13 protein-coding genes are annotated in these 13208 nt (G+C 71.6%); 9 read left to right on the top strand and 4 right to left on the bottom strand.

Annotated elements, in window-relative coordinates:
• The first annotated feature begins 106 nt into the window (after positions 1–106).
• The 4 genes from Aut01nite_RS03810 to Aut01nite_RS03795 all read left to right on the top strand — a co-directional run bounded on the left by Aut01nite_RS03810 (position 107) and on the right by Aut01nite_RS03795 (position 4764).
• On the top strand, positions 107–766 hold the full coding sequence (locus Aut01nite_RS03810) for a TetR/AcrR family transcriptional regulator (RefSeq protein WP_043531207.1): 660 nt from the start codon (positions 107–109) through the stop codon (positions 764–766).
• Between the two features lie 40 nt (positions 767–806).
• A complete protein-coding gene (locus tag Aut01nite_RS03805) occupies positions 807–1031 on the top strand; it encodes a DUF3107 domain-containing protein (protein WP_043531209.1) in 225 nt (74 codons plus the stop codon).
• Positions 1032–1252: 221 nt separating this feature from the next.
• On the top strand, positions 1253–3319 hold the full coding sequence (locus tag Aut01nite_RS03800) for a DEAD/DEAH box helicase (RefSeq protein ID WP_204037433.1): 2067 nt from the start codon (positions 1253–1255) through the stop codon (positions 3317–3319).
• A 311-nt stretch (positions 3320–3630) separates the two neighbouring features.
• Positions 3631–4764 (top strand): class I SAM-dependent methyltransferase, encoded by a 1134-nt coding sequence (locus Aut01nite_RS03795; RefSeq protein ID WP_043531211.1) that lies wholly within the window; start codon positions 3631–3633, stop codon positions 4762–4764.
• Here Aut01nite_RS03795 and Aut01nite_RS03790 read toward each other — a convergent pair.
• The gene (locus Aut01nite_RS03790; protein WP_236643079.1) at positions 4757–5737 is read right to left on the bottom strand and encodes a DUF8832 domain-containing protein; all 981 of its coding nucleotides are present in this window, start codon (positions 5735–5737) and stop codon (positions 4757–4759) included. The genes Aut01nite_RS03795 and Aut01nite_RS03790 overlap by 8 nt on opposite strands.
• Complete coding sequence (locus Aut01nite_RS03785; RefSeq protein WP_052164401.1) at positions 5730–5909, bottom strand: heavy-metal-associated domain-containing protein; 180 nt, start codon at positions 5907–5909, stop codon at positions 5730–5732. Before Aut01nite_RS03785 ends, Aut01nite_RS03790 begins: the two co-directional genes overlap by 8 nt.
• Positions 5910–6019: 110 nt before the next feature.
• Here Aut01nite_RS03785 and Aut01nite_RS03780 point away from each other — a divergent pair, with 110 nt between their 5' ends.
• The 4 genes from Aut01nite_RS03780 to Aut01nite_RS03765 are packed head-to-tail and all read left to right on the top strand — an operon-like array spanning position 6020 to position 9062.
• The gene (locus tag Aut01nite_RS03780) at positions 6020–6613 is read left to right on the top strand and encodes a hypothetical protein (RefSeq protein WP_052164390.1); all 594 of its coding nucleotides are present in this window, start codon (positions 6020–6022) and stop codon (positions 6611–6613) included.
• Entirely contained in the window at positions 6610–7509 is a 900-nt protein-coding gene (locus Aut01nite_RS03775) for a nucleotidyl transferase AbiEii/AbiGii toxin family protein (protein WP_052164391.1), read from the top strand. Before Aut01nite_RS03780 ends, Aut01nite_RS03775 begins: the two co-directional genes overlap by 4 nt.
• Positions 7506–8561, top strand: a complete 1056-nt coding sequence (locus tag Aut01nite_RS03770) for a nucleotidyl transferase AbiEii/AbiGii toxin family protein (protein WP_083999826.1) — start codon at positions 7506–7508, stop codon at positions 8559–8561. Before Aut01nite_RS03775 ends, Aut01nite_RS03770 begins: the two co-directional genes overlap by 4 nt.
• Before the next feature lie 45 nt (positions 8562–8606).
• Positions 8607–9062: a GNAT family N-acetyltransferase gene (locus tag Aut01nite_RS03765; protein ID WP_043531332.1), complete on the top strand. Its 456-nt coding sequence runs from the start codon at positions 8607–8609 to the stop codon at positions 9060–9062.
• Positions 9063–9275: 213 nt separating this feature from the next.
• Here the strand turns inward: Aut01nite_RS03765 and Aut01nite_RS03760 are convergent, their stop codons facing one another.
• The gene (locus Aut01nite_RS03760) at positions 9276–11417 is read right to left on the bottom strand and encodes a RecQ family ATP-dependent DNA helicase (protein ID WP_043531215.1); all 2142 of its coding nucleotides are present in this window, start codon (positions 11415–11417) and stop codon (positions 9276–9278) included.
• Between the two features lie 356 nt (positions 11418–11773).
• Here Aut01nite_RS03760 and Aut01nite_RS03755 point away from each other — a divergent pair, with 356 nt between their 5' ends.
• Positions 11774–12172, top strand: coding sequence for a hypothetical protein (locus tag Aut01nite_RS03755; RefSeq protein WP_043531217.1), 399 nt, complete (start codon positions 11774–11776; stop codon positions 12170–12172).
• A gap of 292 nt (positions 12173–12464) precedes the next feature.
• Here the strand turns inward: Aut01nite_RS03755 and Aut01nite_RS03750 are convergent, their stop codons facing one another.
• The gene (locus Aut01nite_RS03750) at positions 12465–13190 is read right to left on the bottom strand and encodes an SDR family NAD(P)-dependent oxidoreductase (RefSeq protein ID WP_043531218.1); all 726 of its coding nucleotides are present in this window, start codon (positions 13188–13190) and stop codon (positions 12465–12467) included.
• Between the last annotated feature and the right edge of the window lie 18 nt (positions 13191–13208).

The raw sequence follows: 13208 nt of genomic DNA, 5'->3' as shown, positions 1-13208 counted from the left end.
AAGTTGCAGCGTCGCGACAATTGCCCGCACGACCGCGACATGCGCCGATCCGGGCAATCCGAGACGACAGACCGCGGGGACCCGACCCCCCTGGAGGTTCACAGAAATGACCGCTGCGTCCGGCGGGCCACAGACCGCACGACCCACCCGCCTGCCCCGTTCGGCGCGCCGCAAGCAGTTGCTGGCCGCCGCGCAGCAGATCTTCGTCGCCCACGGCTACCACGCCGCCGCGATGGACGACATCGCGGAGCGGGCCGGCGTCTCGAAGCCCGTTCTCTACCAGCACTTCCCCGGCAAGCTGGAGCTTTACCTGGCCCTCCTGGACACGCACTGCGACGCGATAATCGCCAAGGTGCGCGGGGCCATGCAGGCGTCCCCGGACAACAAGGAACGGGTCAAGGGCGCCGTCCGGGCGTACTTCGACTTCATGGATCACGAGAGCGAGGCGTTCCGGCTCGTCTTCGAGTCGGACCTCCGCAACGACCCCCAGGTCCGCCAGCGGGTGGAGCGGGTCGAGCAGGGCTGCATCGCCGCTGTGACGGACACCATCATCTCCGACACGGGGCTGCGGCCGGATCAGGCCGAGCTGCTCGCCTCGGGTCTCGCCGGGGCGGCCGGACAGGCCGCTCAGTTCTGGCTGGCGAACGGGCGGCGTACGCCCAAAGCTGAAGCCGAAGCGCTCGTAGCAGCGCTGATCTGGCGCGGGATCGCCAGCTTCCCGCTACAGGGCGGTTCAACGGCCGGAATGGCGCCGGAAATCGGATAGCCTTTCGACCGGGTATACGGATCTTTTGAGGAGGGACCCCGTGGAGGTCAAGATCGGCGTGCAGCATTCGCCGCGTGAGCTGGTGCTCGAAAGCGCCCAGACCCCGGCGGAGGTCGAGCAGGCGGTGACCGAGGCTCTGGCCAAGGACGGCGTCCTGTCGCTCACGGACGAAAAGGGCCGCAAGGTGATCATCCCGGTCGCCAAGGTGGCCTACGTGGAGATCGCCGAGGCGTCGCACCGCCCGTTCGGGTTCACCACTCGCTGATTTCAGCACCGGGAGGGCGCCCTGCTCCCAGGGCTCCCTCCCGTAACTCTCTCTCGGGTGCTTCCGCTACCAGGTCGGGTAGAGTGGCTGTGTCGCCGTCGATCTGTCGATTCGGCGACCCGCGTGTGGCCCGCTTTCGAGCGTGCGGCCCGCGCCTATACGAGACCGCGCCCAAAGACTTTTCCGACGGGCGCACCACGAGAGGGCACCCGTAAAACTTCATGACCGACAATGAGCAAGCTCTGATTCCCGTCGTCACCCGCGCTCCGGTCCGTCCCGACAGCCCCACCTTCGCGGATCTGGGCGTCCGGGCGGAGACGGTGGAGGCCCTGGCCAAAGCCGGGATCACCCACGCGTTCGCCATCCAGGAATACGCCCTGCCGATCGCGCTGCGCGGCACCGACCTGATCGGTCAGGCGCCGACCGGCACCGGCAAGACCCTCGGCTTCGGCCTGCCCCTGCTCGAGCGCGTCACCGCCCCGTCCGAGGGCGCCGACGGCCAGCCGCAGGCCCTGATCGTCGTTCCGACCCGTGAGCTGGGCCTGCAGGTGGCCCGTGACCTCGCCGCGGCCGGCTCCACCCGGGGCGTCCGGGTGCTGCCGATCTACGGCGGTGTGGCGTACGAGCCTCAGGTCGAGGTCCTCAAAAAGGGCGTCGAGATCCTCGTCGGCACCCCCGGCCGCCTGCTCGACCTGGCCAAGCAGAAGATGCTGAAGCTGGGCTCGATCAAGGCCCTGGTGCTCGACGAGGCCGACCGGATGCTCGACCTGGGCTTCCTGGAGGACGTCGAGAAGATCCTCGCGATGATCCCCGAGAAGCGGCAGACCATGCTGTTCTCGGCGACCATGCCGGACCCGATCGTGGCGCTGTCCCGGCGGTTCCTGCACAATCCGGTCACGATCCACGCCGGGCACACCACCGAGAGCGCCGCGTCCCCGCTGACCAAGCAGGTCGTCTACCGCACCCACCCGCTCAACAAGGTGGAGATGGTCGCCCGGATCCTGCAGGCCAAGGACCGCGGCCTCACGATGATCTTCACCCGGACCAAGCGGGCCGCCGACCGGGTCTCCGAGGACCTCGACTTCCGCGGTTTCGCGGTCGCCGCCGTCCACGGTGACCTGGGCCAGGGCGCGCGCGAGCGGGCACTGCGGGCATTCCGCAGCGGCAAGATCGACGTGCTGGTGGCGACCGACGTCGCGGCCCGCGGCCTGGACGTGTCAGGCGTCACCCACGTGATCAACTACGACTGCCCGGAGGACCCGGAGACCTACACGCACCGGATCGGCCGCACCGGCCGGGCCGGTGCCACCGGTGTCGCGGTCACCTTCGTCGACTGGGAGGACATGCCGCGCTGGGTGCTGATCGACAAGTCGCTCAGCCTGTCCATGCCGGAGCCCCCGGAGACGTACCACACCAGTCCCGCGCTCTACCACGACCTGGACATCCCGGAGGGCATCTCGGGCACCCTGCCGACCGCCTCGCGCAGCCGGGCGGGGCTGTCCGCGGAGGTCGAGGAGGACCTCGGCACCGTCGGGCGGCGTGGTGGCGGCCGGACCCGCGGTGGCCGTGACCGTGATCGGGACAGGGACCGTGATCGCGGCCGCTCACGCGGCGGGGACTCGGCGCCGGCTCCCGGGCCCGCTCCGGCGGCGGACAGCGAGGGGGGCGAGCGGCCCAAGCGGCAGCGTCGTCGCCGGCGGCTCGACGATGCTCCCGCCGGTACGCCTACCGAAGCTCCCGCAGCCTCCTCGCCGGTTACCGCGGACTCCTCGCCGGCTCCGGTGACATCCTCGTCCTCTGCCGTGGCCTCGTCGCCTTCTTCCGCGGCGTCATCGCCTTCTTCTACGGCGTCGTCGCCTTCCTCCGCGGCGTCGTCGCCGGAGGTCGCTGAGACGCCCGCTGAGGAGGCTGCGGCCGCACCTCGGGCCCGGACGCGCCGCCGCCGCACTCCGGCGACATCGTTGACCTTCTCGTCATCGGAAGGCGACGCTCCCGCTGCTCCCGCCGTCTCGGGAAATGCTGCGGAGGCCGCTCCCGCCGCTTCGGGAAGCGCTGCTGAGGCCGCTCCCACCGCCTCGGGAAGCGCTGCGGAGGCCGCTCCCGCCGCCTCGGGAAGCGCTGCTGAGGCCGCTCCCGCGGCGGCCGCTGGGGATGCCGGGGACGCCGGGGCCGAGGCCGACGCCGCACCGCGTCGCCGCCGTCGCCGGACCCCCACCCGGACCACCACCGCCGAGGCCGACCTGTCTGGCGGTTCCGAGGCGGGCGTGGGCACCACCGCCGACGCCTGATCGACGTCGACCCAGCCGGGTCCGCACCGCCGCCATCCGGTCGCGGTCGGGCCCGGCTGGTTCTCAGTCCTGTCTCACCCGTGGTGAGACAGCACTGAGAACGAGCGGGGGACCGTCGCCCGGCGCCCGCAAGCTCGGCGGCCTCCTGAGGGGGTCAGCACTGAAAAGCCAGCCGGGCAACCGTCGGGTCAGCGCTGAGAACCAGCCGGGCAACCGTCGGGTCAGCACTGAAAAGCCAGCCGGGCAACCGTCGGGTCAGCGCTGAGAACCAGCCGGGCACCGTCGGGTCCGTTCGTCCCAGAATGGGAGTCATGCCAGAACCGCTCGAATCCGTCCTCGCCGAAGTGCGGGAGCTTCTGCTCACGCCCGGCCTCACCCGCGCCGTCGCGGCCGGCCGGCGCCGTGGCCACACGCCTTCGGTGACCCGCGCGCAGTTACGCCCCGTGACTCTGAAGCAGGGACGGAAACTACAGATCGTCACGGACGACGGGGCGCGGCCGTTCACCCGCAACGTGGACGGGACCGAGGCCGCCGCCGCGGTCGACGCGCTGCTGGCCGAGCCGTTCGGCAACTGGCACGTCGAGACCGAGTCGGCGACCGTGCAGGTCCGGATCACCAAGAAGGGCGACGCCCAAGTGCACCGGGCCGCCGCCGCGAACACGGTGGCCGCGGCCGATCACGACCGTGCCAAGCAGTGGCTGCTCGACCCGGGCGACCCGCTGTTCGACGTGATCGGCGGCAACGCGGCGAAACGGCGGCAGATCGACGCCTTCCTGCGGGCGCTCGCCGCGACGCTGCCCGAGGAACTGCCGTCGCCGCTGCGCGTCGTCGACCTGGGCTGCGGAAACGCGTACCTGACCTTCGCCGCCTACCGGTATCTGGCCGGGCGGGGTGTCACGGTTCAGGTCGCCGGGGTCGATGTCCGCGAGGATCAGCGGGTACGCAACAACGCCGTCGCCGCCGAACTCGGCTGCTCCGGCGACGTGACGTTCGTGGCCGGGACCATCGAGGACGCCGCGGTGCCGTTCGAGCCGGATCTGGTGCTCGCGCTGCACGCCTGCGACACGGCCACCGATCAGGCGCTGGCCCGCGCCCTCGGCTGGAACGCCCGGTGGGTGCTGGCCGCCCCGTGCTGCCACCACGACATCGCGGCGCAGCTCAAAGGCAATGCCGCCCCTTCGCCGTACGGGGAGGTCACGCGCCACGCCATCCTGCGGGAACGGTTCGCCGACGTGCTGACCGACTCGCTGCGCGCCGCCCTGCTGCGGTTGCACGGGTACCGGGTGGACGTGGTCGAGTTCATCGACTCGGCGCACACCCCGCGCAACCTGATGCTGCGGGCCCGGCGGACCGGGGCCGCCCCCACCGCCGATCAGCAGGCCGAGTACGACTCGCTGATCGCGCAGTGGGGTGTGAAACCCGCCCTCGCCACGATGATCAGCTGACGACGACGGTCCAGGCCGCCGTGGACACCTTCCCGGCGACCTGGAAGTCGAAGAACATCCGGTAGGTGCCGGGGCTCGGGGCGGCCAGCCAGAACTTCACCTTGCCGTCCACCAGCCGGGTCTCCGGGTGCACGTGGACGTAGCCGACGTCGCCCTGGCGCAGCACCACGAGGTGACCGAAAGCGCCCAGGTAGGGTTCGACCGCGACGGGCTTGCCGGCCCCGTCGGAGACGGTCATCAGCAGGGGCTGGGTGGACTCGGTGGACGGGGTTCCCTCGTACCCCACCGAAAGACCGTCGGTTGTCGCCGCCCGCACCGGATCAGGGACCGTGACCGGCGCGTAGTCGCCCGCGACCGTCAGGTCGCCGCCCAGCGAGGTCACCACGTCGACGCCGCCGACCCGTGCGGTGAAATCGGCGATCATCCGGTACGGACCGGGCTGCCCCAGGGTCAGATCGACACTCCACGTGCCGTCGCTAGCCATCACCGGGTGTAGATGCTGGAAGCCGGTCAGGTCACGCCGGATCACGATCAGGTGCAACGGTTTGTCGTGCACCTCGGCGAACGTGGTGACCGGCGCGCCACCCGGGCCGTCGACCGTGAACTCGAGCTTCCGCGACCTGCCGGCCTCGAAGATCGTGCTCAGCGGGCTCAGGGTGAGACCGCCGCCGCTGAGCGAGAGGCCGCCGACCGGGGCGCTGCCGGCGGCGCCGATCGGTGCGGTGGTGCCGTGGACGTGCGGCTGGCTCTCGTCGAAAGCGCTCGCGGACGGGGTCGGCTGAGCGGCGGCCGGGCTGGCCCCGGCGGTGCCGCTGTTGAGACGGCCCAGACCGTACCCCGCGAAGAGCACGACGATCAGCAGCGCGCCGATCGCCGCGAAACGGAATCCGCCGCCCGGTGGCCGATCCCCGGACGTCAGCCCGAAAGCAGGCTCCTCGTCGAGGACCGGGGTGCCGGGCTGCTCGTCAGGCATCCGCGAGCTCGTAGCCGGCCTCGTCGACCGCCGCACGCACCGCCTCGTCGGAGAGCGGCGACTCACTCGCCACCGTCACTCCGCCGGAGGCCAGATCGACAGCGACGTCGGTCACGCCGGGCAGGGCCGAGAGCTCCTCGGTGACCGACTGGACGCAGTGTGAGCAGGTCATGCCCTTGACGGTGAAAGTGCTGGTCACGGCCACGATATGGTCCCTTCAGCCGATTCTGACTCGGTTCCGAGCGTACCGGGGTGTCATACCCCGCCGTTAACGTGCGGGGCGTGAGCCGATACGAGATCCACCTGACGGTGTTCGCCGACGCTTCCGACGATCTGCTCCGATCGTGGGCCGCCGGGCGGGGCGTCAAATACACCCGGATCATGCTGGACCGGGGTGACCACGCGAGCCAGCCGATGCTGAGCTGGCTGTCCGACGGCACCCCCGCCTCCGCCGAGGCCGACGCCCGCCGCACCGCCGACGCTCTGCGCACCGCCGGTTTCCCGGTCACCCGGCTCAAGGTGGAGGCCGCCGCCTCCGGCCGCGAGGCGCCGGCCACCGCGGCCGACGCCCGGCCCGACCTCTACTTCGAGCATCACGTCAAGCTGCTGCTGCCGGCCGGCACGGCACTGGAGCCGGTGCGGGCGGCGGCCGCCGGACACGACGCCCACCTCTCGCGGAACGCGCGGCGCGTCCGGGCCGACGGGGTGCAGGAGCGGTTCGTGACCCAGCGGTGCTACCGGGCCGGGCAGGCGGAAGCGTCAGCCGCCCTGGCCGGGCTGCTGGGCGCGCTGTCCGGGTGGGAGGTCACCGAGGTCGAGCAGGAGTACGTGCTGGTCGACGACAACCCCGGACTCGACGCGGGCTGGTTCGCGTGAGCGCGCACCGGTCGGTTCTCGATCATGTGCTGGGACTGGTCGCCGCGGCGCCGTGGGCGGAGAGCCTGGTGCTGCGCGGCAGCATGACCATGGCGTCATGGGTGGGGGACGCGGCCCGGCCACCCGGCGACCTCGACTGGGTGGTGTGGGCGCCCGATGCGGTGTCGATCGAAGCGCTCGATCCGTACCCGCATCTGGAACGCCGCGACCTCGTCTCCCCGGAAGCCGGGAGGCCACACGAGATCTGGACGTTCCAGGACCCGGATCCGGAGCGCGATGCCCGGGCCGCGCGCGACGGGTCCCGTGACACCTACGAGACGATGCATGAGCAGCTCACGGCGCTCGTCGCCCGGCATCCACGTACCGTCGAGGGCGTGATCCTGGACGCCGGAGGCGTCTCCTGTCAACGACTCGACGGGTACGCCTATGCGAGCTCGGCGGACGGCGCCCAGTCCCGGATGCTGATCCCGTGGGTGACGCCCGGCGGTGAGGCGGGCGACCTCCGGATGGACCTCGCCTACGACGAGGTGATGCTGGACCGTGCGGTGCACACACCCGTGCGGCGGGCCGGCGGGCACGCACCGGTCACGGTGCGGACGGCGAGCCGGGAGCTGTCGCTCGCCTGGAAACTGCACTGGCTGACCGTCGACCAGGCGGTGAGCGGGGTGTCGGCGATGAAGGACGTGTACGACGCCGTGCTCCTCGCCGAACTCGACGGCATCGAACTGTCCCGCCGCCTGCGCCGGATGGTGCGCGCCGCCGACGAAGCCGAACCACTGCTCCGCCCGGCGAACATCGCCCGCTGGACGATCGACGGCGACCCACCCGGCGGCGACCCGGCCCCCTGGCTGGCCCGGCTCGGCGCGGCCGCGGACCGCCTCGTGTGGACGTCATGACCGGGTTCGCGCACCGGGCCGCCCTCGACCACGTGCTGACCCTGATCGCCGAGTCGGAGTGGGCCCACGTGCTGGTGCTTCGCGGCAGCATGACGATGCCGGCCTGGGTCGGCGACGCGGCCCGCCCACCCGCCGACCTCGACTGGATCGCCTGGCATCCGCCCTGGGAACCACGCAACGATCTGAACCCTTACCCGTACGTTGACCGTGTCGCGGCCGTGCAACTGTGGCCGGAGGTGGCACACGGGGCGGCCCGCAACGAGATCTGGGAGTTCGAGAATTTCGACACCGGCGGCTGGAAACCGCGCCTGCCGCCGGAGGACCTGCACTGGGCCACCGCCGCGGAGGCCCCCGAACCGTGGGACTACGTGGATGAACTGCTTCCCCTCCTGATCGCGGCTCGTCCCCGGACCGATGACGGCCTCGCCTTTCACACCGAACAGATCGAATCCGAACACGACTGGGACTACGCCGAGTACGAGCCCGGCGCGGAAGGCGGCCGGATCCGGCTCCGGATTCCCTGGAAGGCGGCCGACGGGGAGAACGGCGCCGTACAACTCGACCTCACCATCGGCGAACGCCTGCCCGAGCCGCCGGTGTGCACGGCGGTGCCGCGGGCCGGCGGACAACCGCCCGTCGGCCTGTGGACGGCGAGCCGCGAACTGTCCCTGGCGTGGAAACTCCACTGGCTCGCCGCCGACCAGGAGACACATGGGGTGTCGGCGATGAAGGACCTCTACGACGCGGTGCTGCTGGCCGAGCTCGACGGCATGCACCTACGGCCGATGCTGCAGCGTGTGGCACTGCGCACCGAACCCTCGACGGCCCGGTCGTCGCTGGAGCTGGCGCAGTCACCCGTCTACACCACCGAGGTGCCGTCCTTCAGCGCTCAGGCCCCGTACCCGCCCGGCGTCGCCGATTCCCGCTCGCTGGCGGAACTCCTCACCCCGGACGCGATCCGCCGGTGGCCGATCGAGGGCGATGCGCCCGGCGGTGGCGGTCACGTTCCGTGGTTGGAGCGCCTCGCTGCCGCTACGGATCGGCTGCTATGACACGATGCGACCGGCCCCTCGCTGAAACGTGACGAAGGAGTGCTGATGGAAGATCAGGTACGGAGTGGGTACCTCCTGACCGCCGATCCCAAGCGGGTCGACTTCGGCCGGGTGCATCGCTGGCTGGCCGAGGAGTCGTACTGGGCGGCCAACCGTCCCTACGACCTGGTGGCCCGCTCGATCGAAGGCTCCCTCCCCTACTCGGTCTTCGCCGGCGGCGAGCAGGTGGCGTTCGCCCGCGCGGTCACCGACGGAGCCACCTTCGCCTGGATCTGCGACGTGTTCGTGGACGAGACCCACCGGGGCCGCGGCCTCGGCAAATGGATGATCGACACCATCCTGGCCGACCTGTCCGACCGTGGCATCCAGCGTTTCCTGCTGGCCACGAAGGACGCCCACGAGGTCTACCGCCGCTCCGGTTTCGAGGAGCTCGCGGGCGCCCACCGGTTCATGGAGATCGACCGCCGCCCCACCCGCAACGCCATCCTCGGCAAATCCTGACCCCACCGCCGTCCGGCAGGCCGCCGCCCCACAAGCCCTCCGCCGCCGGATCGCCCCCACCGTGACCGAGCCGCCGATCCCCATGGCCTTCCACGGCAGCGACCTTCCCCACCCGCTCGGCCAGGCCGACGTGGCCCCAGGGTTGGCGCGGGCCTGAAACGGGTGGGGTAGGAGCTGGGCCGGGATCAGCCGGCGGTTGGAGCCGGGCCAGGATCAGCCGGCGACGGCGAGGGCCAAGGGCAGGACGGCGGGAGCGCCGGCCTGGCGGAGGGCACGCCCGGCCAGGGTCATCGTCCAGCCGGAGTCGACCAGGTCGTCGATCAGCAGGACCGGGCCGGAAAGGTCCGCGAGTTGGGCGGCCAGCGCGGGCGGAACGGTGAAGGCGTCATGGAGAGCGCGGACCCGTTGAGCGCTGTTGCCTCGGTGGGCGCCGAGGTCGCCGGGAATCGTGGGGTCGGTCGGCTCCAGGGAACCGAGCAGGGGCAGTCGGCCGACAGTGGCGATGTGCTCGGCAAGGCTGTGGATAAGTTGTGGATGACGCTGTGAATAAACGGCGACGACGGCGGCCGGGCGCTGCTTCCAGGCATCGTCTCCCCTGGCCCAGGCTTTGAGGACCTCGACCACCGCGTCGGCCAGATCGGCGGGGATCGGAGCGTCCGGGGACTCGGGCGCGACCGCGGCTCGCAGGCGGTTGCCCCAGCCCAGGTCGGAGAGGCGGCCGATGGCGCGGCCCGGCTCGATCTGCTCGGCGGGAGCGATGCGGCCTTTCAGACCCAGGCCGACGGCGGCCAGGCCGGTGGGCCACATCTTCTTCGGAGCGATCTCGGTGCCGGGACGCCCCAGGAACGCCTCGGCGGCGGCGAGCGCGGCGCTGGACACCTCCGGCCCGAACAGCGGGCCGGCACAGTTGTCGCACCGGCCGCACGGAGCGGCCTCCGGATCGTCCAGGCAACGGCGGAGGAATTCCATCCGGCAGGCGGTCGTCACGGCGTACTCCAGCATGGTTTTCTGCTCGACCTCCCGTGCCTCGGCGACGCGCCGCAACCGGGCCTCGTCATAGGTCCACGGCTCGCCGGTGGCGAGCCAGCCGCCCCGGGTCCGGCGCACCGCGCCGTCCACGTCGAGAACCTTGAGCATCAGCTCCAGCCTGGTGCGGCGGAGATCGACGAGCGGCTCGAGGGCCTGCGTGGACATCGGCTGGGACGCCGAGAGCCGGGACAGCACGGCCCGCACCTGATCCTCGGGCGGGAAGGCGAGGGAGGCGAAATAGCGCCAGATCGCGGTGTCCTCCGGGCCGGGCAGCAGCACCACCTCGGCGTGCTCGACGGCCCGGCCGGCCCGGCCGACCTGCTGGTAGTAGGCGATCGGCGACGGCGGGGCGCCCAGGTGCACGACGAACCCGAGGTCGGGCTTGTCGAAACCCATGCCGAGCGCCGAGGTCGCGATCAGCGCCTTGATCTTGTTGGTGAGCAGCGCCTGCTCAGCGGCGCGGCGCTCGGCATCCTCCACCTGGCCGGTGTAGGAGGCCACCTCGAACCCGCGGGAACGCAGGAAGTCGGCGGTCTCGGCGGCCGCGGCGACGGTCAGTGTGTAGACGATGCCGGAACCCGGGAGCCGCTCCAGATTGTCGGCGAGCCAGGCCAGGCGGTGCGCGGCCTCCGGCAGGCGCAGAGATGCCAGGCGCAGCGAGTCACGCTCGAGCGGGCCGCGCAGCACCAGAGCGTCGCCGAGCTGGTCGGCGACGTCGGCGGTGACCCGCGCATTGGCCGTGGCGGTGGTGGCGAGCACCGGGGTGCGCGCCGGGAGCCCGGCCAGGAAGGTGCGCAACCGCCGGTAGTCGGGGCGGAAGTCGTGGCCCCAGTCGGAGACACAGTGCGCCTCGTCGACCACGAGCAGGCCGGTGCTGCCGGCCAGGCCGGGCAGCACGTTGTCCCGGAAGTCGGGGTTGTTGAGCCGCTCCGGGCTGATCAGCAGCACGTCCACCTCGCCGGCCCGGATCTCCTGCTCGATCAGGGACCACTCGTCGAGATTCGCCGAGTTGATGGTGCGAGCCTGGATGCCGGCGCGGGCGGCGGAGTCGACCTGGTTGCGCATCAGGGCGAGCAGTGGGGACACGATGACCGTCGGGCCGGTCGGCCGGTCACCGCCGCGCAGCAGCGCGGTCGCCACGAAGTAGACCGCCGACTTGCCCCAGCCGGTGCGCTGCACGCAGAGCACCCGCCTGCGGTCCACGGTGAGCGCCTCGATCGCCCGCCACTGGTCCTCCCGAAGCACCGCGTGCTCCCCGGCCAGCCGGCGGAGCACCTCCTCGGCCCGCTCTCGCACGGCCGCCCGCTCGGCCTCGCCGGCCGCCATCCGTGTCGTCTCAGTCACCCGGCATGTCTATCAGTCCGCAAAGCCGAGCCCGGACTTATCCACAGTCCGGAGTTGTCCACAGGGCGCACGGCGATCTTCGTGCGGATCGGCGATGCTCCGGGACGTCCAAGCGGGATCGGCTGGAGGTGACGTGGTGCGAAAGTCGGGTGGGATTGCGGCACGACGGGTTCCGGCACGCCGACGGGTCAAGCCGGCAGAGGCCGCACCCCGGCCACCACCAGGACGGGCCGGCCGACGGCCGGCTCGGCTCGACGAGACGACCGGGTCGCACTTGGGTGGGGTGCGTTCGGCGAAGACGGCGACCGGTCGCCGTGGGGGGTGGAAATGTCGAGGGCATGACGAAAACGATCGCCGAGAAGCTGTTGATCAAGCCGAACTCGACCGTCTGGCTGAACGAACCCGCCCGGCTGCCCCTGCTCACCCCGATGCCGGAGGGCGTCCGCGAGGCCGGGAGCTTGGCGACCGCCAGCACAGCGGTGCTGTTCGCCGAGGATGCCGCGGGCGTGCGGGAGCAACTGGAGGAGCACCGCACCGACCTGGACAAGCCGGCGGCGTTCTGGATCGCCTACCCGAAGGGGAACAAGGCCGACATCAACCGGGACTCGCTCTGGCCGATCGTCGCCGACTTCGACATGCGCCCGTGCGGGCAGGTCGCGATCGACGAGCGCTGGTCGGGGCTGCGGTTCCGTGCCAATCGTCCGGACGAGGGCCGCTTCACCGGCGGTGCGGGATGAGAGGCCACGAGCCGCGGATCCGGCCGCCGCTGCCCGTGACGGGCGGCGGCGGCCGGTCTGTTCCTGCCTGGCCGGGACCGATCCCTTCCTGCCCCGCCCCGGGACGGGAAGGCCGGGCAGGAAACGGCCGGTGACGGAACGGCCAGGCACGGAACACCCGGGCACGGAACAGCCAGGCACGAAACACCCGGGCACGGAACAGCCAGGCACGAAACACCCGGGCACGGAACACCCGGGACAGAGGGCGCCCGGCCGCGGCGGAACAGCCGGGATGAGGGGCCGGAGATCGGGGTCAGCGGCCGAGGACGGAGCCGCCGTTGATGTTGATGATCTGGCCGGTGACGAAGGCGCCGCCCGGGCCGGTCAGCCAGCGGACGGCCTCGGCGATCTCGTCCGGGGTGCCGCCGCGTTTGAGCAGGGCGGCGTCGACGCGCTTCTGATGCCCTTCCGGGGTCATCCGGCCCAGGAAGAACTCGCTGTCGGTGACGTAACCGGGTGAGATCACGTTCGCGGTGATGCCGTCCGCGCCGAGGGAGGTGGCCAGATCGAGAACGTAGCCGTGCAGGGCCGCCTTGGCCGCGGAGTAGGGCCCACCGCCGCCCCGCTGGGCGGCGATCGAGCTGGTGAGGATGATTTTGCCGCCGGGACGGCGCAGGCTGGGAAGGAGTGCGGTGGTGGTGAGGACCGCGGTGAGCACGTTCGAGTCGAGGTTGGCGCGCCAGCGGGCGGCCACCCCGTCGAGGGTGCTCTCGTCGCCGCCGAGGAACGCGCCCGCGTTGTTGACGAGCACATCCAGCGGGCGGCCGGCCACCGCCTCGACGACCGCGGGCACCTGGGCCGGGTCCGAGACGTCCGCGGTCACCGCGGTGGCCTGCGGTCCGATCCATTTCACCGCGTCGTCGAGCACCTCGGGCCGGCGACCGACGATGATCACGTCGAAGCCTTCGCCGGCGAGCATGCCCGCCGTCGCCCTGCCGATGCCGGTGCCACCTCCGGTGACCACTGCCAGTCTTGTCATGTTCTCGACCCTATCGAC

This window comes from Actinoplanes utahensis, assembly GCF_016862455.1.
GTDB classification, from domain to species: domain Bacteria; phylum Actinomycetota; class Actinomycetes; order Mycobacteriales; family Micromonosporaceae; genus Actinoplanes; species Actinoplanes utahensis.
The sequence above is the reverse complement of the archived record's forward strand: the minus strand, read 5'-3'. Positions and strand labels throughout refer to the sequence as shown.